This is a genomic window from Sphingobacterium spiritivorum (genome assembly GCF_016725325.1).
Classification (GTDB): Bacteria; Bacteroidota; Bacteroidia; order Sphingobacteriales; family Sphingobacteriaceae; genus Sphingobacterium.
The window spans coordinates 4,362,829-4,388,228 of record NZ_CP068083.1; the positions used below are offsets into that span (position 1 = coordinate 4,362,829).

Here is a 25,400-nt window from a genome sequence, read left to right on the forward strand (position 1 = left end):
GAGCTTTTTGCTTTTCGGTACTACCCTTTATTTGGCAGTAACCTGATCCGGCATCAGAATAAACCTGAATAAACGATCTTCTTTCAGATATTTATCTGCTACAGCCTTTACAGATTCAACCGTCACCTTATTGAGGTCGTCCATGTATTTCAGGATATGCGTAGCGTCTTCCTGATTCTGAGCTGAATTGACAATATGTCCCAGCCAGAAACCATTTTCGCGCAACTGCACCTCTAACTGACGTTTTTGTTCAATCACAAATTTTTCCAGATCAACTTTCGTAGGTCCGTTTTTCTTAATCTTGTTGATCTCATCCAGTGTAGAAGCAATCAGGGGTTGTGCTTTATCTACTGCAGATCCAAAGCCGATACTGAAGCTGTATCTTGGTTTTGGAAATTTACGGTAATTGGCTCCTGCTCCTACTCCGTATACGCCGCTTTCCTCTTCACGAAGGCGCTCGATCAGCGTGATATTAAGAATACTTTCCAGTGCATCCAGATTTATATTTTCCTGCTCTGAGTAAGTATAATCTCCGTAATATGCTAATTGTACAGTAGCTTTTTGCTCTTTACCTTTATTCACAACAGTTTCGACACCTTTTGCCGGCTCCTGAATACCCAGATCTTTTGCTTTCTCCTGACGGTTTTTAGCCGGTAATGCAGCGATGTACTCTTCCAGAAGCGGCTTGATCTCTTCTTCCGTAAATGAACCTACAATAGTAAAGGTGAAATCGGAAGCGTCCGCAAAGCGGTCTTTGTAGATTTCCAGTGCTCTGTCCTTATTGATCTGCTGTATAGATTCTTTTGAAGCTGGTTGTCGACGAACATTATTTCCGTATAATGTGCTGAATACACTTTTTCTAAAGACAAAACTTGGATCATTTTCCATATTTGCAATAGAGGAAAGAGATTTGGTAATGTTGCTCTGGAAAACATCATCATCTAATCTTGGCTCGGTGAAGTAGCCATACAATAACTCAAACATTGTTTTCAAACCTTCTTTGTCAGACTGTCCGCTGAATCCTTCAGATCGTTCACTGATATAAGGTGTGATACCTACACGTTTGCCGGTAAGGTATTTTTGTAATTCTACATTATTCAATTGTCCGACACCACTGGCATCAACTAGTCCGGCAGCATTAGAAGCGGAGTTGTAATCGGCATCTGTATACAGGGACGTTCCTCCGGGACTGAAAGCGGAAATCAGAATTTCATCATTTTTGAATGTCGTAGGCTTAAGTAACACTTTTACGCCATTGCTCAACACCAGCTCTTTTACGCCTATGGCATTGGCAGTGCCTTCCTTCACGATACTTCCTTTTACAGGTTGTTTCGCCAGTAAAGGTAACTTGGAAACTTTGTCTTCGTAAGCTGTAATTTCTTCTTTGTCAACTTCTGCAAACCAGGTGTTGATCTTTGCTTCGTCAGGCAGGTTTGCTTTTTGATTATCAGGTGCAAGGATCAGTACATCCCGGTTATTGTCTACATAATACTTTTGACCGATCTGCTCAACCTCTTTCAGGGTCAGAGAAGGCAAAAGCTGATTAGTGAGCTGATAACGATATTCATTGCTTAAGGCAGGATCTTTTTCCAGAAAATAATTCATATATCCCTGCACATAACTTTCTGATTTCTTCTTGTCACGCTCGGTATATGCTGTTTCGTTATTCTTACGGATAGAAGAAATGACACGGTCAAATTCAGTTTGTGTAAACCCGAATTTCTGAATTCGATCCATCTCCCGAACCAATGTTTTGAATCCGCTTTCAAATTCTCCCGGCTTAGCTACAAAGTATAAGCCCAGATTATCCAGTCCTCCGAGGAATTCTTCAACGCCACCTCCGGCCTGAATAAATGGCGGATTAGATTGTTGCAGTATTTCACTCATACGTGCATTGATCATACCATTATAGACTGATTTAAGCAATGCTCTGCGGTAGTCTCCAACTGTTTCCGTTTTTTCTTCCGGATGTTTAATAATAATCTGACCAACTGTATACGACATTTCAGGATCGGTTACAGCCATAAACTGGTTTTTATTAGCCAGATCTACTTTATATTTTACATTAGGTCTTGGTTTTGCAGGAGATTTCAGATCAGAAAATAATCTGATTACCTCTGCTTCCATTTGCTTAACATCGATGTCCCCTACAATAATGATTGACTGCAGGTCTGGTCTGTACCAGTCTTTATGGAATTGGCGTAACACATCCGGATTGAAGGTAGAAATGCTTTTTTCCGTTCCGATAGGAAGACGGTTGGCATAATGTGAATTGTTGAGCAAAAGCGGAAGATACTGATCGCGCATACGTTGTTGTGCTCCTTTTCCGCCACGCATTTCTTCCAGTACGATGCCGCGCTCTTTGTCTATCTCTTCTGTGGTCAATAATGCATCCTGCGCCCAGTCTCTCATGACCTGTAATCCGTTTTTCAACAATTCAGGATCATCAGAAGGAATAGGAAGCTGATATATAGTTTCGTCAAAGCTGGTGTATGCATTGAGGTCACTTCCAAAACGAACTCCTGCTTTCTGCAGATAATCAACTAATGCATTCTTTGGAAAATGCTTTAATCCATTAAAATTCATATGCTCCAGAAAATGAGCCAATCCCAATTGTTCTTCTGACTCCAGCACAGAGCCTACTTTGTTTGCCAGATACATGACTACTCTTTTCTCCGGTTCCGTATTTTTGCGAATAAAATACTGAAATCCGTTTTTCAACTTACCTGTAAGGACTTCATTATCCAAAGGCAGTTTTGTATTCCAGGATATACTGTCGCTTGCTAAGATCTGACGTGCTTCCTGATGAATGTTGGTAGGGGAATGCGTATTGGCGTGCGCCAATGAAAAAGTCGCCGGCAATAGAAATGCCAGAGCCATAGGTTTTAATAATCTCATAATACTAGTAGTGTAACTAAATTAAGTTATGTAAAGTTCGCTGTGAAGTTAATATATTTTCTTTATCAATCTAATATTATTAAGAGATTTTATTTACTATTGTACAAAATATGGAATGGGAAATCAACAAGAAAGATTTTAAACGTTATTTACAACTGGAGAGAGGTCTTGCTCCCCACTCTATTGAAGCATATCTGAATGATATCTCCAAGCTGGAAGTATACTGCACCGATCAACAGCTTACCGTAAACCAATTGTCTGTTCATCATTTACAGGAGTTTCTCGTCTGGCTGAATAATACGTTTAATATTTCTCCTTATACCCAATCCCGTCTTATTTCGGGACTGAAAGCTTTTTTCGGATATCTTCAACTGGAAGGACTCATAACCAAAAATCCTGCAGAACTGATTCAGTCTCCCCGATTGAGCCGGAAGATTCCTGTAGTGCTTAATATAGAAGAAATTGACCAACTCATTGCTGCGCTGGATCTGAGTACTGCAGACGGTATGCGTAACAAGGCGATCCTTGAAATATTATACGGTTGCGGACTTCGGGTTTCTGAATTAGTGAACCTGCGGATATCTAACCTCTTTCTGGAGGTAGATTTTATTAAGGTAGAAGGAAAAGGAAATAAAGAGCGATTAATTCCTATCGGACAGCACGCTATAAAGTACCTGAATATTTATTTGAATGAAATACGGGTACATCAGCCTGTAAAATCCGGATTTGAAGATTATGTTTTCCTCAATAAACGCGGAACCTCACTTTCCAGAGTTATGATATTTTTAATTATCAAAGATCTGGCAGCAAAAGTAGGTCTTCAGAAAGAAATCAGTCCTCATACATTCAGGCACAGTTTTGCTTCTCATCTCGTAGAAGGTGGCGCTGACCTCCGGGCAGTACAGGATATGCTGGGGCATGAAAGCATCACTACGACAGAAATCTATACGCATATTGACCGGGATTATCTGCATGCTGTCATCACGCAATATCATCCCAGATCGTAAAATAAATAAAACAAATGCAACATTGTTTAATTAAACTTGCAACCTAGTTGTATTTGATGTATTTTTGCATACTGAAAAACAGAATTATATTGAATAGTCGCAAGTACATAACCCAATATTGCACGCTTTTAGCAGCGTTGTTGCTTGCATTTTTCTATTCTGTACAATATACCCACACACATCATCATCCTTTACATACATCGGGTAATAATTCTTCCCCGGCTAAGGACTCGGCCACAGAATGTGCTATCTGTCATATTATACATACAGATCGTACAGTCTTACCGCTGTCTCCCGAGTTGATGTTATCTGCTCCTGAGCAGATTGTCAACAGACTGCTTCAGGATGAGTTAGCATTTAAGATCCCTAAAGGCTTTGATGCACTTAAATCCAATAAGGATCCTCCTTGTTAGACACCCCCTTTTAACATACTTTTTGCGGATAAATCTGTCTGTGAATTCTTTAACAGGATTTTCTTTTAAGAAATGCTTTTAGATAGTATTTGCCGCCACATTCAAGAATATCATCACACAGCTAGCCTGACAGGTTGCAGTCTGTAGCGTAGATGTATCCGACAGATTCATTTTGTTACGCTGTGACCTGCACGAGGCAAATGTGTATGCTCATTGTTATTGATTCAACTTTAAATGATTAAAAGAGTAATCGCTATATTACTATTGTGCACAGCTTATTCGCTGTCCTTTGCCCAGTCTTCCTGTCCGTATGTATGGACAGGGCAGATTCAATCTGCAACTACCAAACTTCCTGTTGCCAATGCAACGGTTATGCTTCAGCCTTCCGGCAAATCTGTAATGACGGATGCCAAAGGTTATTATCGCTTGTCTGCTGTCTGTGCAGGTACGTACACCCTGCATATCAGTTCTGTAGGATATGATGCCCTGCAATCTGATCAGATTGTCTTATCTAAAGATAAATCTCAGAATTTCACACTCCATCCTTCTAATATTCATCTGGATGATGTAGAAGTGGTTGGAGTTTCTAATACAGCGCTTTCAGGGAGCAAACACCGTCTTTCGGCTCAGGATCTTTCTGAAACAAAAGGAAAGCTTTTAGGTGATGCATTGAGCAGGATTGCCGGTGTGACTACGCTTAGTACAGGGAGTTCAATCGTGAAGCCGGTCATCAACGGGCTGCACAGCAACAGGATACTTGTGCTGAACAACGGAATAAGACAGGAAGGGCAACAATGGGGATCAGAGCATGCTCCGGAGATCGATCCGTTTACAGCTGATAAGATCGAAGTGATTAAAGGAGCGCAGGCTGTACGTTATGGTGCTGATGCTTTGGGTGGTGTAGTCGTAACTACTCCTGCTGAACTTCATTACGATAAAGTGATCGGCGGCCGACTGGATCTCGTAGGCGAAAGCAACGGACGCGGAGGTACCACTTCGGCAATGCTGGAAGGAAATACAAAAGTGCTTCCTGATCTGGCCTGGCGTGTACAGGCATCAGGAAAGAAACTGGGGAACATACGCACAGGATCGTACTATCTAGGCAATACTGGTGTGGAAGAACTTAATTTTTCCGGTCAGTTGCAATATCGCCTGAAGTCCGGACATATCGAGACCTATTTCAGTCGGTTCGGAACCAATCTGGGAATATTTCGCGGAGCCCATGTCGGAACACGTGAAGATATTTATACCATTATCGAAAACGGAAGACCACTTGATCAGTATGATTTTTCTTATACTATAGAAGCTCCGCGTCAACAGGTGACTCATGATCTGGCAAAAGTGAAATGGCAGCAACAATTGTCTGCTTCGGGTACAATGGAGGTGCAATATGGTTATCAGCGCAATCACCGCAGGGAATACGATCTGCGTCGTGTGGAAGCTGATGATTTGCCTATGGCAGATATGTCCCTCACTACCCAGTCACTGGATGTACTGTACCGCACACCTGCTGTTCAGTTTGGTCTTAACGGAGTTATACAGATCAACAACAATAAGCCGGGCACAGGTACTACACCGATTATTCCAAATTATGACAATCATAGCTTTGGTGTATTCGGACTTACACAGTTTCATCACAATTCTTATCATTTTGAAGTTGGACTGCGTTATGATTACCGCTACTTTGATGCGGCAGGTTACCGTTATGACTACCCGAATCCGAATGATGACGGGACTATCAATCAAAAGTTGTATTCCGGTACACGGACATTTCACAACGTTTCGGGAACAGCGGGACTGTTATACCATATTACACCTGCCCTCAACTGGAAGAGTAATATAGGTCTGGCATGGAGAGCGCCTTCAGCAAATGAATTGTACAGCGATGGCCTGCATCATGGAAGCGGTATTTATGAAGTCGGTAATCCGGACATGAAAAGTGAAAAAGGAGTAAAATGGGTCAATAGCCTGCTTTATAATCCGGGTAAAATAGATTTCAATATGGATATCTATGCGCAATATATCTACGATTACATTTATGCTGTACCTAACCCGGACTCTGTGAGACAAACTATACGTGGCACTTTCCCGGTGTATAGTTATCAGCAGCATAATGCCTTTTTCTACGGGCTGGACATCAAAGGGTCTTATCATATCTCTGATTACTGGCAATATGATCTGGCATTTTCTGCCGTGAGGGCTAAAAATACTTCTTTGAAAACTTACCTTCAGTTTATTCCCTCGGACAGAGTTACACAAAGTATACAATGGAATCTGGCATCCGCAAAATGGGCGCAAAAACCGTATGTTAAATTAAGCCACCGGTATGTGGCCCGGCAGGATCGTTTTGAAGCAGACATGGATTATGTTGCTCCTCCCCCTGCCTATCACCTGGTGGATCTGTACACAGGCGCAAGTTGGGCTATTGGAAAACAACAGCTGCACCTCACGCTTTCTGCAGAAAACCTGATGAATAAGTTATACAAGGATTATATGGATACCTTCCGGTACTATGCCCACAGAGCGGGCCGGAATATCTCTTTCCGTATAGCTTATCAATTTTAATACACTTGTCTGAATCATTCCGTACAAGTGCTGACTTTTTATTAAATAAACATTTAACAACATGAAAAAACTTAATCATTATCTACTCGTACTACTTTTCTCTGCATCTTTTGTAGCCCTTCAATCTTGTTCTAAGGATGATCCGGTTCCTGAGGATGATCAGGAAGAGGTGGGTGGCGTGACGTTAACCTTTACGGAAGTAGAGCGCGAAGCACACGGGGATCACTATCATTATAATGATATTACGGGAGCTGAAACAGAGACTGTCTCTTTCAGTGGTAATCCACTACTGCCACCTGTAGGAGCACATCTGGATCTGGAAGAAGGTAAAACATACCGTTTGAGTATGGTCGCTAAAGATTTTGCAGGTCGCGAAACACAGCAAACTTTTGTGGACAGAGATGATATCCATCAGGTTTTCTTACTGGGAGCACCGGCAGGAACATTAGAATACGTATATGCGGATCGTAAAGCAGACAATACCAAAGTGAATGTTGGTGTTACCGGATATCTTACGGTGTTGAAAACATCTGATTCATTTACATTCCGCTATGTATTGCGTCATCTTAACCCTGGTGCAAAGGCTGGTATTACAGCTGCTGACTGGAATAATGTGAATTTCACTAAATTCTCAGGTGAGAATGATCTGGACCTGAAAGTAAATTTACATCTTATACATGCAGGTGACCACGGTCACTAGAATCATATACATTCAGGCAAATGCCTGATCTGTAAGGGTTAGGTAATCACATAACAGGATTATCACTCAGGAGGTTCATCAAGCTGTTTTTCACAGCTGATGAACCTCTTTTAAAATGTTAAAAAAAATATAGATATTAATCCAAACTTCATTATCTTCGCTTGCGAATTGTTCCCGTAGTTTAATGGATAGAATTACAGATTCCGGTTCTGTCGATGTGGGTTCGACTCCCTCCGGGAACACTTAAAGCTTCAACTATTGTTGGGGCTTTCTTTTTTTAATTTCTTTTCATCATTAGCTTCGGTCTCGGTCCGGTCACCTCAATTTGTTCTGAACTTAGTTGTAATGCTTCCAGCAAGTTTTGTTTCCCACTCCAACGACATGAGGAATCTTTTATAGTGAATTCTCTCCCTTTAGCGGATAAGATATAGGTGTCAATATTTGTGCAGTTACCTGTATTGTTTTTCCGAAGACTTAGTTCCCGTTCAAATTTCATCAAACTCCGCCATTGGCTTAGAGTCAGATTCTTTATATTCTTTCCGTATAGTACTTGATATGCGGCTTTGTTTTTATGATACCAATCTCATAAATGCTGTATTGAAAGCATCCGGATGAGATAATGCGGAGTTTTACACGATCTCCATCGTTCATGGCATTCAGAAATAACGGGCTGTTATAATCTCCGATACCCAAGATTCGTAGCCTCCTGATGTCGGATATGAAGCAATCCACGAAGCTGGAAGTAAGGCTGCCTCTGTTACTTTTGGTAAACTTCTGTAATCAGCTCCAGGATCGCAGCCGGTTAACCAAAGACATAAGATCAAAGATAGAATAAGGTAATGGTTCATAAATTAGCTTTTGGTAATGGATGCTTAAATAATATACTTTCCACAACCCTATCAGACAAGTGCTGAGAACCCGATGAAGTAGTCAGAAATCCTGAATAATAAAAGAAATACAAACCTATATAAAGCCCGTCTACTTCCCTATTTTAAGCTTAGGTCCTGACCAGAACTTTAGCCTCATCAGAATAGAAATAATAGCCCTAAAACAAAAAAAGGTTATCCTTTGTGGGGATAACCTTTTTTATGTCGAAACAATAATTAAACAGTTTCCTGATTTAAAGATTGTTTGTAGATTGCTTTTTTAACCTGAATACGACGGGTAACAGATTTTTTCTCAAAAGCCTGGCGTGAGCGAAGTTCTCTTAAAACACCTGTTTTCTCGAATTTCTTCTTGAAACGTTTTAACGCTCTATCCAATGACTCTCCTTCTTTTACATTTACAATGATCATGCTTTCTATATACCTCCTTTCGTAGCTCTTTAATTTTTTTTGTGGTCACAAAGATAGGAAGTTATTCTGCAATAAACGAATTTAATTCAAATATATTTTTGATTCTTCCTGCTCACGGATCAGTCTATTAATTTTTCACGTTTCAGTAAAGCTGATAATGTATCAGGCTTGGTTAGCAAAAATGTTTGAAGACCTAATTTTGCAGCAGTATCGAGGTGTTGAGGACTATCGTCTATAAAAACAGTTTCTTCCGGCTTGAGATCATGTGTATTCAATACATATTCGAAGATATCAGCATTGGGTTTTCGCATTTTCATCAGATGGGAATAATAATCCTTCTCAAAAAATGAAGTATTATCTTCCAGTTGATATTCCCGTTTCAGATAATCCAATATCCATTGATAATGGATCTCATTATTATTGCTCAACAGAAACAAACGATACTTCCCTTTCAGCTCCAATAGAAGTTCATGATTTCCCTCCGGTACACCAATCAGCAATGCATTCCAGGCAGCATCGATTTGCTCATCACTGAGGTGAGGAACATCTGCGGTATCACGAATTCCCTGTCTAAAGGCTTCGGCTGTGATTTCTCCCTTCTCAAAGGCATCAAAAAGTGGTGCATGGCCTTTGTGCGCAAAAAATTGATCTACATTTTTGATACCCAGCGCAGTAAAGGCTTCCTGTGCTCTCATAAAGTCGATCATAAAGATCACATTGCCATAATCAAGAATAATATTTTTAACTTTTTGCATACAAAAATTTTGATTTATCGTTACAAATATCGATAATTGCATCGTCAAAACAGAAATAACCGCTGAAAAGACAACAAAAAAACCGCGCCTATAGCTCAGTCGGTTAGAGTAGAAGACTCATAATCTAACTGGTTAAGGCGTTGAAAGTCAGGATTACATAGTAAAAAAAGTGTTCTGATTGACATTGAAAAGTTAGAGTTTGAAAAAACTCAACAAGTTTAAAAAAATTACCTGTTTGACGACAGGTAAAACAACATAAGCGCCTATAGCTCAGTTGGTTAGAGTAGGAGACTCATAATCTCTTGGTCGCTGGTTCGAGCCCAGCTGGGCGCACAAAAAGCCGTTTCAGAAGAAATTTTGAAGCGGTTTTTTTTTCATTTCTTTGAGCCGATTTCTTCGGCGAGACGGTCACGGGTAAATCGCCCCTATGGCTGGTTTTACATAGTTTTTTGTTGAACTTCACGCAAAACCGTAACAAATAGGTAACGGAAATTTTTGCGTGCTAATTGAAAAAATTATGGCAACCGTAAGCGCAAAGGTTTATGAACACCACAAGAAAGCAGATGGAACTTACAATGTAAAAATTTGTGTCCATCACAAAAGTGAAAGAAAGTTTATTGACACCAATCACTTTGTTGTCAAGAAGCAACTGACAAAGGATTTTAAAGTCAAAGATCCTTTTATTGCAGACAAGGTCGAACAACAGCTAAGAGATTATCGGAAGATGATAAGCGACCTCGACGACCGACTTGATTATTTTACAGCTACATCACTGCGAGATTACTTGCGTGATAAGGACGAGGACATCGACTTCATTAAGTTTTGTACTCAACACATCGAACGCCTAAAAAAAGAGGGACGCGGTGGATCGGCCAAAAATCAAGCAGTAATCCGTAACAGCCTTGTCGATTATTTTAAACGGCCATCCGTTTCCATTAAGGAGATCAACTCCAATATGCTAATGGCCTACGAGCGTTATCTACGATCCGAGCGAACAATGACACGCTACAATCAAGACAATAAGCCAGTAGTTACCACCGAAAAAGGTTTATCGGATAGTGGATTACATAATCACATGCGCGACTTACGGACATTATTCAATGCTGCACGAGAACTTTATAATAACGAAGACCTCGGAATATACCGTATCAAGCACTATCCATTCAAGAAATATAAGGTTGGTTCCCCGCCCCTCACTAAGAAAAGGAATAATACACTTGAACAGGTGTTGATTATTCGGGATTGTGTCACTAAACCCGGAAGCCGTGCAGAATTGGCCAAAGAACTTTATATGCTTTCGTTCTACCTCTGCGGAATGAATGCTGTAGACCTTTATCAAATAACAGAACGTGATATTAGGAACGGTCGTGTAGATTATAATCGCTCCAAGACGGAGGGTAAACGCAAAGACAATGCCTTTATCAGTATCAAGATTGTTGACGAGGCAAAACCTTTATTGGAGAAATATTTAGGAAAATTGCGTGAGCGTTATTCAAGTGCCAATTGCCTTAATTGGGCATTGTCAAAAGGCATGGAGCAATTGCGTAAGTTGACGGGAATACCCGAACTCACTTTATATTGGGCAAGGCACACTTTTGCGAATACGGCTCGTAACGATTGCCGAATGAGCAAGGACGATGTGGCTCTTGCGCTCAACCATGTCGACGAGGGCAACCGTACGACGGATATTTATATTGCCAAAGACTGGAAGATTGTGGATGACGTACAACGCAAAGTCATTGCACAGCTAAGAAAAGTCGAAATCAAGGTGATGAAGAAAATACAAGCAATGGACGAAACGGAAAGCATCGCCGCTTAATTATAATAACCGGATTACATGAGGTTAACTCCTCATGTAATTCTTTGTAATATTTTAAAATTGTAAATTTGATTGATTATGAAAAATGTAATTTGGTTTTTTATTACCTGCATCATTGCAACGATAGGCTTCTTTGCTGCTTTGTCTATGAAAACACCGTGGATTGGATTTGGGGTGGCTTTTGGTGTATGGTTGATCTTTTTATGGACGACAACAAAGCCGAGACGACGATGAAAGGATTTGTTTGGAATCAAATTAAGCGTTAAGAATGTAAAGGAAATAAAGATTTTAAGCCACCATTCTTCCAATACTTTATAATTTCTATAATTATCTTTTCCGAACTTTTTATATCTTTGCTGTAATGTTGCGTAAGTACTCTGCCATATTATTTTTAATAGTTGCCCAAATTGTTATTCTGGGTCATGGCATTGTATCGCACCACCATCACACCGATATTGTCAATGATGGACATCATAAAGACAATGATAATCATCATAAAAACAGTAAGGAAACTCCTTTGGAGATTGCGTTTTCGGGTTTTATGCACACTGGTGAACATGCAGCATTTACCACTGCTGATGCCACTAAAATTGTAGTTTCCAAAGATGCAGAAAAATCAATAAAGGCATTGCCTGCCGATTTCAAGGCTCCGGTTGCATATATTGTCATCTATCAAAGACATACCTTTCCACCGGATAGGCATACAGTTTACCAATCACCGCTCTACGGCGCATATTCCCTCCGAGGTCCTCCCTTTATCATCGTTGCTTAACTTTCATCCTCGAAAGTTAAAATTTGACTTTTGCTCTTGATATCACAGGGCAAATAATTTCTTTTTTACAATCAAATTTTTAAAACGATGAAAAAATCATTCATAATAGCAGCATTCGCTGCCCTTACTCTTACAGCTTGCAATAACAGCGAAAAGTCTTCGACTGACAACAATTCCAGTTCAGCACCATCTTCAACCGCTCCTGCGATTAATCAGGATAGTATTGATAAGGCTCATGGACATTCCCACGACCCGGCAGACAATCAAACCCCTGCTGTTAATAAGGATAGTGCGGATAAGGCTCATGGACACTCCCATGATGCACCTGCTGTAAATCAGGATAGTATTGACAAAGCTCACGGGCATAAACATTAATTAATCCCCGGAACATTCTTCTACCACTTATATTATGGCATTCCATCGCTATAATATAGGTGTGTGCATTCTTATAAGCAGTTCCTTGAAGTTTGTACCGATTTAAATTCACTGTTCTAAATGAGATATATAAAAATAGTCTTATCAATAACCTTGTTATTATTGATAACAGGGTCGGTGTATGCTCACGGAGTTGATGAGGATACCCAGACCTTTCTAAGCGGAAATTCGGGAGTAGCCTTTGTGCCGTTTCTCTATATCGGGGCAAAGCACATGCTTACCGGATATGACCACCTGTTGTTTCTTGTTGGTGTCATCTTTTTCCTTTACCGACCAAAAGAAGTATTGCTTTATGTGAGCTTTTTCACCATTGGACACAGTATAACCCTTTTGTTGGGCGTACTGGCAGATATGGCAATCAACGCTTATCTGATTGATGCAATCATTGCACTGTCCATTGTATATAAAGGCTTTGACAATTTGGGGGGCTTCCAACGCTTTTTAGGTTATCAGCCTAATACAAAAGCAGCAGTTCTAATTTTTGGTCTTTTTCATGGTTTTGGATTAGCCAGTAAGTTACAGGAATTAAGTTTTGACAGGACGGGACTTCTGACAAACCTTATCGGCTTTAATATTGGCGTAGAAGTAGGTCAATTTATAGCCTTAGCCCTTGTGCTTTTCATCATAACCAATTGGAGACGGTCGCCAAGTTTCATGAAGTTTTCAACCCTCACCAATACCCTGCTTATGGCAGCAGGCTTCTTATTATTCGGCTATCAGTTAGTCGGTTATTTTAACTCTTAAAAAAAAATCAAAATGGCAGAAATAACGCATCAAATATTAGACAAAAAATCCATAGTCAAGCAGGTACTAATTGCTTTGGTTGTAGGAACGATACTCTTGGTAAGTGCCGTACTTCCGGCTGAATATGGTATAGACCCCTTGGGTATAGGCAAAGCAACAGGATTTAGCAAGTTGTATGTTGGAGAGGCAAATACGGAGACGTTGGCTTCGGTACCGCATAAAATATTGCAACTTGAAAACGTTGGTTCAGGTGCAGAGGTACCCAAACCTGCAGCCGCAGACAATCCGGCTCCTGCTACGCAACTTGCAGAACGCACAGACGAAGTTAATGTGGTCATACCAGCAGGAAAAGGACTGGAATATAAGGTGGACATGCTGAAACACGGAAATCTTCGCTATGAGTGGATTACGGACAAAGGAGAACTGTACTTTGATTTTCACGGTGAAGTAAAGAATAACAATAACTACTTCGAAAGCTATACCATTGCCTATTCAAACAATATGGTGGGGTCATTGCTCGCACCGTTCGAGGGTCCACAGGGATGGTATTTCAAAAACAATTCAAATGAGGACATAACTGTCAAAATCAGAATGAAAGGACAGTATCTCCTTAAACAATAAATTCTAACAACATTATGACATGTTAAATAAAATCATTCATTTTTCAATTAAGAATAAGTTGGTAATAGGACTATTTACCCTGGCATTGATATGCTGGGGTACATATTCCCTTACCAAACTTCCGATAGATGCCACACCTGATATCACAGACAATCAGGTCATGGTCATCACGGTGTCGCCTACGTTGGCGGCACAGGAAGTAGAACAACTGGTAACCTTTCCCGTGGAGCAAACGATGGTCAGTATTCCGGGGATTAAGGATATGCGTTCCTTTTCACGTTTCGGACTATCCATTGTCACCATCGTATTTGAAGAAAAGGTGGACATCTATTGGGGCAGACAACAGGTGCAGGAACGTCTGACCATAGCCTCAAAGAATATTCCAGAGGGGGTTGGGACACCTGAAATGGCACCTGTTACAACAGGTTTGGGCGAAATATTCCAATATGTAGTCCACCCCAAGAAAGGCTATGAAGATAAGTACGATGCAACGGAATTGAGAACCATTCAGGACTGGATTATCAAAAGGCAGTTATTGGGAACACCCGGGGTTGCCGAAGTGAGCGGTTTCGGTGGTTTCGTAAAACAATATCAGATAACCGTTGACCCCGATAAGCTGGCAAGTCAAAGTATAACCATATCCGATATATTCACTGCACTGGAAAAAAATAACCAGAATACAGGGGGAGCTTATATTGACAAAGGTCCGAATGCCTATTTTATTCGGAGTGAGGGTTTGGTAAAGAACATTGACGAAATTAAAAGCATCGTTGTCAAAAAAGAGAGCGGTACACCCGTGTATATCCGTGATGTCGCCGAGGTGGGTTTTGGCAATGGTCCACGCTACGGTGCAGCCACCAGAAACGGACAGGGTGAAACGGTTACGGGTATCGTTATGATGCTGAAAGGAGCCAATTCATCGGAAGTTATTTCCAATGTAAAGGATAAAATCGAGGAAATACAGAAAGGTCTTCCAGAGGGTGTTGAAATCGAACCATTCCTTGACCGTAAAAAATTAGTAGACGGGGCTATTTCAACGGTTTCTACCAATCTTATCGAGGGAGCTTTGATTGTAATCTTTGTGCTGATTGTATTTCTTGGCAATCTTCGAGGTGGGCTTGTCGTAGCATCGGTCATCCCTTTGGCAATGCTGTTCGCTATTTGCATGATGAACCTTTTTGGCGTTTCCGGTAACCTGATGAGCCTTGGCGCGATTGACTTCGGGATTATTGTCGATGGAACGGTCATTATAGTGGAGGCGGTCATGCACCGTATAACGGGAAGCAGAGCCCGATATGGAGGGGTGGAAAAACTTACACAAGACCAAATGGATGAGGAAGTGTATGAAAGCTCACGCAAAATCCGAACAGCCGCCGCTTTTGGCGAAATCATTATCCTCATCGTTTACCTCCCACTGTTGGCTTTGGTTGGTGTTGAGGGCAAGATGTTCACGCCTATGGCGCAGACGGTATCCTTTGCCATTTTAGGAGCGTTTATTCTTTCTTTTACCTACGTACCGATGATGTCGGCTTTGGTATTGAGCAAGAAGACATCGCATAAGGAAAATTTTTCTGATAGGATGATGAACGCTATACAAAGAGTGTATTCCCCTATTATCAACGGTGCGATGAAACGGAAACTTTTAGTGGTATCGGTTGCGGCAGTATTATTCATCATCACGCTTATTACATTCAACAAAATGGGCGCTGAATTTATCCCGCAATTAGACGAGGGCGATTTTGCCGTGGAAACAAGAGTTCCCGTCGGAAGTTCCATAAACCAAATGATAGACGTTTCCCAAAAAGCACAAACTATTTTATTGAAGAATTATCCCGAAGTAAAACAGGTGGTTAACAAAATCGGCTCGGGTGAAATACCTACTGACCCGATGCCTATTGAAGCGGGTGACATGATGGTGGTTTTGAAACCAAAGAAAGAATGGACAAGTGCAGAAACAAGGGAAGAACTCATTGAAAAGATGCAACAATCCCTGTCAGTTATTCCAAATGCAACATTCAGCTTCCAACAGCCTATTCAAATGCGTTTCAACGAGCTTCTTACCGGAGCAAAGCAGGATGTGGTATTAAAAATTTATGGTGAGGACTTAGATATACTTTCCGATTTGGCTTCGGATGTTGGCAGGAAAATCAAATCCATTGATGGCGTTGAAGACCTGTATGTGGAAGAAATAACAGGTTTGCCACAAATCAATATTCAATTTAACCGTGACAAAATTGGTCAATACGGCATGAATATAGAAGATGTAAACAGTGCCATTTCAGCAGGGTTTGCAGGCGAGGTTGCAGGTCTGGTTTATGAGGGCGAACGCCGATTTGATTTGGTGGTCAGGCTTGACAGTGCTTCCCGTGTAGATATTACCGATGTACAGAACCTGTTTGTAAGTACACCGGAGGGGCAACAAATTCCGTTGAGCGAGGTTGCAGAAATCAGCTATAAGCCGGGTCCTGTGCAGATACAGCGAGATAACGCAAAAAGACGGATTACAGTAGGCTTCAATGTCCGTAACCGGGATGTTAAGAGTATCGTAAATGACATTCAGGATATTATTGCCGCTAAAGTAAAAGTGCCTGCGGGTTATTATGTTACCTATGGCGGTCAATTCAAAAACCTCGAAGAAGCCAATGCCCGGCTCGCAGTAGCGTTACCTGTAGCCCTATTGCTGATTTTGGTGCTTTTATATTTCACGTTCCATTCCTTAAAACAGGGATTACTGATATTCAGTGCCATCCCACTGTCGGCTATCGGTGGAGTGTTCGCTTTACTGATACGGGATATGCCATTCAGTATATCTGCCGGAGTTGGGTTTATCGCACTTTTTGGCGTTGCCGTATTGAATGGGATTGTATTGATTGCAGAGTTCAACCGATTGGAGAAAGAGGGTGTATCGGATATCTACGAACGGGTGCGTATAGGTACACGGGTAAGACTAAGACCCGTATTGATGACGGCAAGTGTGGCTTCGTTAGGCTTCCTGCCAATGGCGTTATCATCTTCATCCGGGGCGGAAGTACAACGTCCTTTGGCTACGGTGGTAATCGGTGGATTGATTACGGCAACGGTTTTGACTTTGGTCGTACTGCCTGTACTCTATATCTATTTTACCCGACCATCAAAAAAAGTTAAAAGTTTACCTGCCGCTATCCTAATTTTAGGCTTTTTCCTGTTACCATCATTGGGCAATGCCCAAAATATTGGCGGTCAACCTACGAGGTCACTTACCTTGCAGCAATCCATTGATGAAGCCTTGAAGAGCAATGCACAGGTAAAAATTGCCGATTATGACATCAGCTTGCAGCAGATGCTCAAAAAAGGAAGCGTGACCATGCCCAAGACGGAAGTTTCTTATACGCAGGGCGTAGTCAGTAATCCTACCATAACGGATAACCTGCTCGTCGTCGGACAACGGATAGATTTCCCAACCGTGTACGGCAACCAGTCGAGACTGGCACAGGAGAAAATAAAGAGTAGCGAAGCCTATAAAGCCGTGACAGAAAATGACCTTGTACGTAGTGTAAAACTGGCTTACGTTCAGTACCAGTATGCGTTGGAACGAAAAGCACTTTGGGTGGGGCTTGACAGTATTTATGTAAAACTAAGCAAGGCAAGCAATATAAGATATAGAACCGGAGAAGCGACCAGTTTGGAAAACATCACTTCATCGGTGCAGTCAAAGCAGATACAAAATGAACTTGGAAAGAGTGATGCCGATATAAGAATCGCCAAACAACTTCTTCAGACACTTTTGAATACATCGGATGATATTACCATTAAGGACACATCATTGGTGGAGAGGGAGCTTTTATTGTCTCAACAAGTTGTGTCATCTACGGATAATCCATTGCTAAGCTATCTGCGACAGGAAATAGCAGTAAACCGACAGACTACCTCTTTAGAGAGAAGCAAAATGTTGCCTGACATCATTCTTGGATTTAATAGCCAAACCTACAAAGGGCTACAAACCATAAATGGCGTTGACCGTACCTACACGGGCAAAGACAGGTTCAACTTTTTTCAGGTTGGAGTAGCTATCCCTTTATTTCCGGGCGGTTATAGGTCGAGAATAAACGCGTCTAAAATCAACGAGCAGAAATCACAGGCGGAGGTTGAACTTGCGACCACGAACCTGAACGGCAGACTGAAAGAACTTGTACAGGAATATACCAAATTCCAGAAGTCGCTTAGCTATTATCAGCAAGAGGCATTGCCACAGGCTAATCTGATTATAAATAACTCGGATAAAAGTTTCAGGAGCGGTGATATATCTTATACCCAGCATTTACAGAACCTCACCCTATCGAGCAATATCCATTCGGAATATCTGGATAACCTGTACAACTATAACCGGGTAGTAATTTCAATAGAAGCGATTTTAGGCAACAAGTAATTAAAAATTTTAAAGAAATGACAAAATTATCAATTAAATATTTACCGTTACTGCTCGTTGCGATGATGGCAGTATCTTCTTGTAAAGACAAAAAAGACGGTGATACGGAAAGTCAAGAAGTCCCTGAACAGGTTACGACCGATACTGCGGCAAATGGTATCAAAACCATGACGTTTACGGATGACCAATATAAGCTATCTGATATTCAGACAGGCAAAATAGAAAGCCGTAACCTAAGCAGCATTATAAAAATGACGGGTGTCATCGATGCCGAGCCAGAAAGCGAAGCCTCCGTATCCGCACCTTTGGGCGGATACATCAAAACAGCCGGACTGTTACCGGGGCAACAGGTAAAAAAAGGACAGCTATTAGCTACATTGGAAAACCCTGAATTTATTGTTATCCAACAACAATATCTGGAAAGCCTCGGTCGGCTTGAATATTTGGAAGAAGAATATAAAAGACAGCAAGAGTTAAGGGATGAAGATATCAACGCTACCAAAACTTTTCAGCAGGTCAGTGCTGACCTGAAAGTGATGAAAGCCCAAATTTCAGGTTTGGAGCAGCAGATGGCATTGATAGGGATTAGCAGCTCGGCTTTGAAGAAAAGCGGAAGCATTTCAAGAACTGCAAATATCTATGCCCCTATAGGTGGATACATAAAAGCCAGCAATGTTAATATCGGGAAATACGTGGCAGCCACCGATGTGCTTTTCGAAATCATGGGGACAAATAACCTGCATCTTGCATTGAATGCCTTTGAGAAAGATTTAGGCAAAATCCGTCCGGGACAATCGGTTAAGTTCTCATTATCCAATGAAAACAGGTACGACAGGACAGCCAAAGTATTTCTGGTCGGACAGGCTGCGGACAACAACAAAATGATACCCGTACTTTGTCGTTTTTCCCAAGAAACCGGCTTGCTTCCGGGTATGTATGTGAAAGCACTACTTGAAACCTCAGCGGAACAACAGAATGCTGTCCCAACTGATGCTCTCGTTCAGTTAGAGGGAATGGACTATATTATTGTTCAGACAAATCAGGCAAAAGAAAGCTATACGTTCCAATTAATTCCGGTTTCAAAAGGTGTTGAGCAAGCAGGCTACACAGCTATTGAATTGCCATCAACGGTTAATGAAGATGAGCTTACAGTCGTTACCAAGAATGCTTATACCATTCTTTCAGCAATTAGAAACGCCGAAGAGGAAGAATAAGACCATTCATTAAGTCTACTGTATGAAATCAGGAAGAAATAGAAGCAGGAAAACAAGAAAGAGGAAGAAATTTGTACCTCCTCCAAAAATGAAAGGAGGTACAAATAATAAACGCTTATCAACGATGACAAAGTGTTTGCTGATTGCTTTTGGAGTACTCGTGTTTATTGTATTGCTCATGCTATCGACGGTGTTGTCAAACATAGGGGTATCGAAAGAACATGTCCCTTAATAGCACAACAATATGAACTATTTACAAATATTTTTTCCCGGCAATTCTTTGGCTTCCTGTCATGTTGATAAAGGCTTTCCCTTTTTGGGAAACCGCCATCGTGGAATTTAATTTAATATAATCAATGAAAAAATATTTGAAAGAAACACAAATTCTTGATTACAATCACCCATCGATACAGCGTATTGTTAACCAAAGGTATTGGAAAGATTTTGATACAATTTTTAGAATTAAAGCAATATATAACTATGTAAGGGATGAAATAAAGTTTGCGTATGAAAGCCATTCAACATCAAGTTCCTCCCAAGTGATTTTGAACGGGTATGGAGACAACAATACAAAATCAATTCTATTGATGTCATTTTTAAGGGCAGTCGGCGTACCAACTCGTGTACATGGATTTATTGTCAGCAAATCGCTAATGGCGAGTGTGCCGAAAGACATCTGGTATAAAGTTCTGCCAAACAAATTCAGACATAGCTTGGTGGAAATATATGTTGAAAGTGATTGGTACATTTTAGAGGGGATAATGTTAGACAAGGATTATTTGGACGGATTAACTAAAGTATATAATGAACCAGAATGCGAAAACCTGTTCTTGGGTTTAAAGGCGAGCCAAGAGGATATAGATTTCGAAAATCTAAAAGTCAACCCGTTATTGAAGAAATCCATTATCAAACAAGAATACATATTGGAAGACTTGGGCGTATTCGAATCTCCTGATAAATTCTATTTTCAGTATCCAAAACAGGGTAATACCATTAAGAATTTTTTCTTCAAAAACCTTGTACGACACTTACTAAACAAACAGATTGATAAAATAAGAAAGCAATAAGGTTCAAAGACCCTAAATTTTTAAAATGATAGACGGCGGAAAATGTAAAATACATTAGTTACTGCCTGTTTTAATTTGAATATCCAATGTCAATATTTATTATAAAAAATATCGTCCACTATTCATTACACTTCCTCTTTCCGGGGTTGGTTGCCTTTGTGTTTTACAAAAGGGGATGGAAAACCGTCTGGATAATTCTACTACTGACAATGATTGTTGACGTTGACCACTTGATTGCAAAACCGATATTCGACCCAAACAGATGCAGTATTGGTTTTCATTTTCTGCATTCGTATTACGCAATAGCTGTATATGCTTTAGCATTCCTGTTTGGCACTAAAATAATCCGAATTATTGCACTTGGACTATTACTACACATGGCAACCGATTTTCAGGATTGCCTATGGTAAAAACAATATTATAATATATGAAAATAATATCCTCAATAAAAATAGTTACAGAGCCTTTTAAGACCTTGCGAAATGAGACTTTCGCAAGGCTTTATTTTGCGCAAATCGCAAGCCTTTTTGGTGATGCTTTTACATGGTTGGGGTTAGCATTGCTTACGTATGAAATTAACCCCGATAATGCGGTCGCTATATTGGCATCGGCACTTACATTACGGGTTACGGCGTATATTATATTTTCACCCTTTGCAGGCGTTGTATCGGAAAGGTTTCAACGGAAACAAATATTGCTGATAACACAGTTTGCAAGAATGGCAATCGTGTGTATGCTTCCTTTTGTCAATGCTGAATGGCAGGTGTACGGATTGATATTTGCGCTCAATATATTTGCCGCATTCTTTACACCAACATACCGGGCTATCATCCCACAGATAGTGGATAAAGAAATATACAGGGAAGCCAACGGCCTGTCAATGGCAACCTTTCAGTTGTTGAGTGTATTTGGTCCTGCATTGGCGGGCATTGTAGCGGTATGGTTAGGGGCGAAACAAATATTCTTCGTCAACGGCACAACCCTTTTAATTGCAATACTATTCATTATCACCATCCCTAAAGCAGCCTTACAGAAAGGAGTTGATATCGCAGATAATACAGTGCCGAAAAAGACGTGGGGAGAAGTATTAAAAGGCATCCGCCTATTGTTCGGAAATAAGATTGTGCGTTTCGCATTGAGCATCGAATTTATATCAGCCATTGCAGGTGCAATGGTGTTGGTCAATACGGTTGGCTTGGTAAAAACATCCCTGCAATTGGACGATAAGCATTATGGATGGATAATGGCGGTATTCGGAGTGGGCGCAGCTATTACGGCATTTTTGTTGGGCAGTTTGGACAAAACCAAAACACGCAGTATATCACTGATAAGCGGTGCTGTTTTAATTGGCATAGCCATAAGCCTTGCCAATTTCGTTCCGTACACAGGATTGTTGTTTTTATGGGTTTCGGCAGGTATCGGACAAACACTTGCCGATATGCCATCCGAAACGCTGATAGGCGAAAACATACAACCCCAAGACCAGGGCAAAGTATATGGAGCTCATTTCGCATTTTCTCATTTATGGTGGGCAATAGCCTATCCAATAGCTGGTTTTTTCGGTACAAAATTTCCCGATAAAGAGTTTTTATATGGGGGTATCCTTACCCTAATCTTAGCTATGATAGCTGTTGTTCTTTTTAGGGTATCAGCAAAATCTCGAAGCGAAATAGAGATAGAAAAAGGATTAAACAAAAAACAAAGTTGATACAGTTGAAAAAAGAGTATAAGAATACTACTGTACAAAAAGAAGCCCAAAAACAAATATCTCCTTGAAGATGGAAGACATAGATATGACTGGGTAATAGTAAAAAATAAACTTATGCAAAACAAATATCAGATAAAATCAACGGTTCAATTTCCAGAACAAACAACGATACCGAGAGATCAATCGGATAATATCATGTTTGATATTTTGCAGGAAAACGTTGTCGATAACAAAGTTTATTGTGAGGAATTGATAAATAAAATTATGAAACTTCCTTATGCAAAGCTACCCGATTTCTTTTCACACCATTGCGTTTTTGTAGCGGACCCCATCAAGTGGCTTAATAAATTTGAAAAACTTATAGCCGAAAACGAAGAACTGTTTGTCAACTCTACCAACCGAGGTAGAATGATAAAATGCTACACCATCATTGAAAGTAAGCGGAAAGAAATAGAACAGACAGGCTATAGACATACGGCGGCTAAATTACCAATGCAATATGTAAATGCTGAATGTGAAACACGATACTTTTCATTTAAAGAAACCAAAAACAGATTGATCGAATTGCAGGACTATACTGAAAAAATTATGTTTCTCACCAAAGAAAAATTTGATTACGAACAAGCCAGTATTGACTTTATTAATCCCAAATTGCCCGATTATTCGGATCAATGTCAAAAGGAAATAGATCAAATACAGCACATCAACCGCCTGACAAACGAATTTTCCATTGAGCAAATGCAAAAAAAGAAAGATATGCTTCCATTCAGCAAACTAAAAATAAATTGCAACATCAATCAGTTTGTGGATATTTTCTATCAATTAAACAGAGAGTTGTTTACCAATGGTAAACCCGTCATAGACGGCAATGTAAATGACTTTGTTGCTATCCTTGTAAATTCATTTGTAGACAAGAATGGTAAAGAACTAAGTCCTCAAACCATCAAAACAATATTTACTCCATCCAAAGCCGATAAGCGACCTAAACCTCATAAGAGAATAGATATTGACAAGATGCTATAAAGCAAAAGTGTCCTATAAGACCATTTCGGGACTTTTTGACTTTTTAATGTTTCTGATTTTTGTTTCTCGTATGTGCAAAATTAATTTGATTTCAACGCTATTCAATATCATGGACGCATTAAGAAGTATTAATTATGAGGGGAAATTTTATAAGTTGGCTTTATGTATTGGAAAAGAACTTACATCCAAATGTACTAATCAAGACTGCCGAGCATCATTTAGGATTCACTCGCTATTTTGATGACCTAAAGGAAAGCACACAGCGATTTAGACCCTATTTTTTAAGTTTGGTCGGTAGTTCTAAATCCGAAAAAAAAGCAATTCTATTGCAGTTGACAATTGTTAGTAACACCATACATAATTATATGGTTGGTATGACAGGATCGTGGAATGAATATCCATTTTCCACCCAAGTACACCAGCTTTACCGCCAAACGCTGACCACACTGGAATCGCTTTTGGAAGCCTGCGAGAGGTTCGACAGGCATATTTTATCTGGTCTACCCTTGACGGCCTATTCCATTCCAAGTATCCGTATGGAACTAAGGAGAAGGTTACGTGATTTACACAGTCTGGTTTCCAAATCAGATGTTGATCCTGTATTGGGAGAATTGGTATTAAATAAACTAAAGTTATTAATCGAACGAAAGGGAATGAACCGATCGGATGCGGAGTACGCATCAATGATTTTGGAAGAACTGAAAAAGTTACAGCCCTTTACCACAGTTGAGATGGAAAACCTATTGTATCAGTACGATTTCAATACCCCGGCTTTTTTCAACTATTGCGCAAAATGTTGCAACCGTCTAATGGTGGACACACCAAGTTTACATGAACAATTAGAAATACTAATTGGATTGGAAGACAGAATCAGCAGCCTACCGGCACGGTGTACATCAAGATGGATGACAGAAGATGAATCCATTAGAGAACAAATAAGGACACTCCTTGCAGAGAAGAAACAATATATCCAACAGCGAATTGAATTACGAAGATTGGAAATACAAGATAGTAAACTTAGTGAACAAACAGACCGGATGCAGGTTAATCTACCCGTGGCTCAATTTGGACTTTTTATAAGGTTATTCATGGAGAAAGGATTATTGCCCAAAGAAGAGGTAGGCAAAACCTTTGCCTATTATGCCCGGCATTTCAGCACTCCAAGAACACCGTTCATTTCTGCCGAAAGTTTACAAAAGAAATCAACCGATGTGGAATTTTCTACCGCAAAGAAAATGAAAGGCCATCTGATCGGTATGGTCAATTGGCTGAACAAGCATTATAGCGTTTCCAATCATCAAGATTCATAACTGCCTGCGTTCAAACTCGTCAAGAAGCCCCTGTCTTTCCAATATCTCCAATAAAGTAGCATACCAGATATAGTTGAAGCCTTTTTTCTTTCGTAAATCGGGCAATTTCATATCCATAATGTCTCCGAGCGTTTCCAAGCCCATACCTTTAGCTTGCTTAACGAAATCGGTATCTATGTTCAATGCCGTAAGGGATATGTCAGAGGATGTCATCTGTTGATCTGAATTATAAAGTGAAAATTAATCATAAATATTCTTATCCCCACAAATTTAATACACCAAATCTTAAATATGAAATATACTTCATAACATGGCAGGTAATTATGTCGCAATTTCGTTATGTGAAGCACATACGAAATGACGATATAATTAAAGCTCTTGGCCAACGGGTTAGAGACCTAAGGTCGGAAAGAAAGCTAACGATGGAAAAGTTAGCCGAACTTTCCGGCATTGACTACCGACAACTTTCCTACATCGAATTAGGCCAGACCGACCCCGGTTTGAGTACCCTACATGCCATAGCCAAAGGGCTCGATATTACCCTCTCCTTTTTGATGGATTCGGAATCTCTCCGCTAAAATCCACTCCCTTTAATTTTTCAAAAAAACACACTTTATTTTTAATTACGCCTACATTTTGACTTGGGGGT

The 25,400-nt window shown here is 40.3% G+C and carries 22 protein-coding genes and 2 tRNA genes; 19 read left to right on the top strand and 5 right to left on the bottom strand.

Annotated elements, in window-relative coordinates; all coding sequences use genetic code 11:
* Positions 1-27: 27 nt before the first annotated feature.
* Positions 28-2,898 (bottom strand): M16 family metallopeptidase, encoded by a 2,871-nt coding sequence (locus tag I6J02_RS18225; RefSeq protein ID WP_201679240.1) that lies wholly within the window; start codon positions 2,896-2,898, stop codon positions 28-30.
* Positions 2,899-3,008: 110 nt separating this feature from the next.
* Here I6J02_RS18225 and I6J02_RS18230 point away from each other — a divergent pair, with 110 nt between their 5' ends.
* The 5 genes from I6J02_RS18230 to I6J02_RS18250 all read left to right on the top strand — a co-directional run bounded on the left by I6J02_RS18230 (position 3,009) and on the right by I6J02_RS18250 (position 7,825).
* Positions 3,009-3,905 carry a site-specific tyrosine recombinase gene (locus tag I6J02_RS18230; RefSeq protein ID WP_201679241.1) on the top strand — a complete coding sequence of 299 codons (897 nt, stop codon included), beginning with the start codon at positions 3,009-3,011 and terminating at the stop codon, positions 3,903-3,905.
* An 89-nt stretch (positions 3,906-3,994) separates the two neighbouring features.
* Positions 3,995-4,318: a hypothetical protein gene (locus tag I6J02_RS18235; RefSeq protein WP_236582160.1), complete on the top strand. Its 324-nt coding sequence runs from the start codon at positions 3,995-3,997 to the stop codon at positions 4,316-4,318.
* A gap of 234 nt (positions 4,319-4,552) precedes the next feature.
* Positions 4,553-6,883: a TonB-dependent receptor gene (locus I6J02_RS18240; protein WP_201679242.1), complete on the top strand. Its 2,331-nt coding sequence runs from the start codon at positions 4,553-4,555 to the stop codon at positions 6,881-6,883.
* 61 nt (positions 6,884-6,944) lie between these two features.
* Positions 6,945-7,583 carry a hypothetical protein gene (locus tag I6J02_RS18245; protein WP_201679243.1) on the top strand — a complete coding sequence of 213 codons (639 nt, stop codon included), beginning with the start codon at positions 6,945-6,947 and terminating at the stop codon, positions 7,581-7,583.
* Between the two features lie 170 nt (positions 7,584-7,753).
* Positions 7,754-7,825 (top strand) — tRNA-Arg (locus I6J02_RS18250).
* 35 nt (positions 7,826-7,860) lie between these two features.
* Here the strand turns inward: I6J02_RS18250 and I6J02_RS18255 are convergent.
* From I6J02_RS18255 to I6J02_RS18265, 3 genes are all read right to left on the bottom strand, one after another.
* Positions 7,861-8,079: a hypothetical protein gene (locus I6J02_RS18255; RefSeq protein ID WP_201679244.1), complete on the bottom strand. Its 219-nt coding sequence runs from the start codon at positions 8,077-8,079 to the stop codon at positions 7,861-7,863.
* Positions 8,080-8,686: 607 nt separating this feature from the next.
* On the bottom strand, positions 8,687-8,878 hold the full coding sequence (rpsU, locus tag I6J02_RS18260; protein WP_002995293.1) for a 30S ribosomal protein S21: 192 nt from the start codon (positions 8,876-8,878) through the stop codon (positions 8,687-8,689).
* 119 nt (positions 8,879-8,997) lie between these two features.
* Complete coding sequence (locus I6J02_RS18265) at positions 8,998-9,675, bottom strand: HAD family hydrolase (protein WP_201679245.1); 678 nt, start codon at positions 9,673-9,675, stop codon at positions 8,998-9,000.
* Positions 9,676-9,892: 217 nt separating this feature from the next.
* Between I6J02_RS18265 and I6J02_RS18270 the strand changes: the two genes are divergently transcribed.
* From I6J02_RS18270 to I6J02_RS18325, 13 genes are all read left to right on the top strand, one after another.
* Positions 9,893-9,966: transfer RNA gene (locus tag I6J02_RS18270), tRNA-Ile, on the top strand.
* A 184-nt stretch (positions 9,967-10,150) separates the two neighbouring features.
* The gene (locus I6J02_RS18275) at positions 10,151-11,452 is read left to right on the top strand and encodes a site-specific integrase (protein ID WP_201679246.1); all 1,302 of its coding nucleotides are present in this window, start codon (positions 10,151-10,153) and stop codon (positions 11,450-11,452) included.
* 361 nt (positions 11,453-11,813) lie between these two features.
* Positions 11,814-12,224, top strand: a complete 411-nt coding sequence (locus I6J02_RS18280) for a hypothetical protein (RefSeq protein ID WP_003005586.1) — start codon at positions 11,814-11,816, stop codon at positions 12,222-12,224.
* 87 nt (positions 12,225-12,311) lie between these two features.
* A complete protein-coding gene (locus I6J02_RS18285) occupies positions 12,312-12,599 on the top strand; it encodes a lipoprotein (RefSeq protein ID WP_003005583.1) in 288 nt (95 codons plus the stop codon).
* Positions 12,600-12,719: 120 nt separating this feature from the next.
* Positions 12,720-13,403, top strand: coding sequence for a HupE/UreJ family protein (locus I6J02_RS18290; protein WP_003005581.1), 684 nt, complete (start codon positions 12,720-12,722; stop codon positions 13,401-13,403).
* A 12-nt stretch (positions 13,404-13,415) separates the two neighbouring features.
* Positions 13,416-14,024 (top strand): hypothetical protein, encoded by a 609-nt coding sequence (locus I6J02_RS18295; RefSeq protein ID WP_115171646.1) that lies wholly within the window; start codon positions 13,416-13,418, stop codon positions 14,022-14,024.
* Between the two features lie 19 nt (positions 14,025-14,043).
* On the top strand, positions 14,044-18,429 hold the full coding sequence (locus I6J02_RS18300; protein ID WP_201679247.1) for a CusA/CzcA family heavy metal efflux RND transporter: 4,386 nt from the start codon (positions 14,044-14,046) through the stop codon (positions 18,427-18,429).
* A 17-nt stretch (positions 18,430-18,446) separates the two neighbouring features.
* Positions 18,447-19,643, top strand: coding sequence for an efflux RND transporter periplasmic adaptor subunit (locus I6J02_RS18305; protein ID WP_115171647.1), 1,197 nt, complete (start codon positions 18,447-18,449; stop codon positions 19,641-19,643).
* A gap of 356 nt (positions 19,644-19,999) precedes the next feature.
* Entirely contained in the window at positions 20,000-20,710 is a 711-nt protein-coding gene (locus I6J02_RS18310; protein ID WP_003005571.1) for a transglutaminase-like domain-containing protein, read from the top strand.
* 86 nt (positions 20,711-20,796) lie between these two features.
* Positions 20,797-21,120 (top strand): DUF6122 family protein, encoded by a 324-nt coding sequence (locus I6J02_RS21855; protein WP_003005568.1) that lies wholly within the window; start codon positions 20,797-20,799, stop codon positions 21,118-21,120.
* Between the two features lie 17 nt (positions 21,121-21,137).
* Entirely contained in the window at positions 21,138-22,418 is a 1,281-nt protein-coding gene (locus I6J02_RS18315; protein WP_003005565.1) for an MFS transporter, read from the top strand.
* Positions 22,419-22,682: 264 nt separating this feature from the next.
* Complete coding sequence (locus tag I6J02_RS18320; protein WP_232279666.1) at positions 22,683-23,441, top strand: hypothetical protein; 759 nt, start codon at positions 22,683-22,685, stop codon at positions 23,439-23,441.
* Positions 23,442-23,608: 167 nt separating this feature from the next.
* Entirely contained in the window at positions 23,609-24,751 is a 1,143-nt protein-coding gene (locus tag I6J02_RS18325; RefSeq protein WP_147284255.1) for a hypothetical protein, read from the top strand.
* Here the strand turns inward: I6J02_RS18325 and I6J02_RS18330 are convergent.
* Positions 24,746-24,964, bottom strand: a complete 219-nt coding sequence (locus I6J02_RS18330; protein ID WP_003005560.1) for a hypothetical protein — start codon at positions 24,962-24,964, stop codon at positions 24,746-24,748. The genes I6J02_RS18325 and I6J02_RS18330 overlap by 6 nt on opposite strands.
* A gap of 209 nt (positions 24,965-25,173) precedes the next feature.
* Here I6J02_RS18330 and I6J02_RS21860 point away from each other — a divergent pair, with 209 nt between their 5' ends.
* Positions 25,174-25,329 carry a helix-turn-helix domain-containing protein gene (locus I6J02_RS21860; protein WP_232279665.1) on the top strand — a complete coding sequence of 52 codons (156 nt, stop codon included), beginning with the start codon at positions 25,174-25,176 and terminating at the stop codon, positions 25,327-25,329.
* The last annotated feature ends 71 nt before the right edge of the window (positions 25,330-25,400 follow it).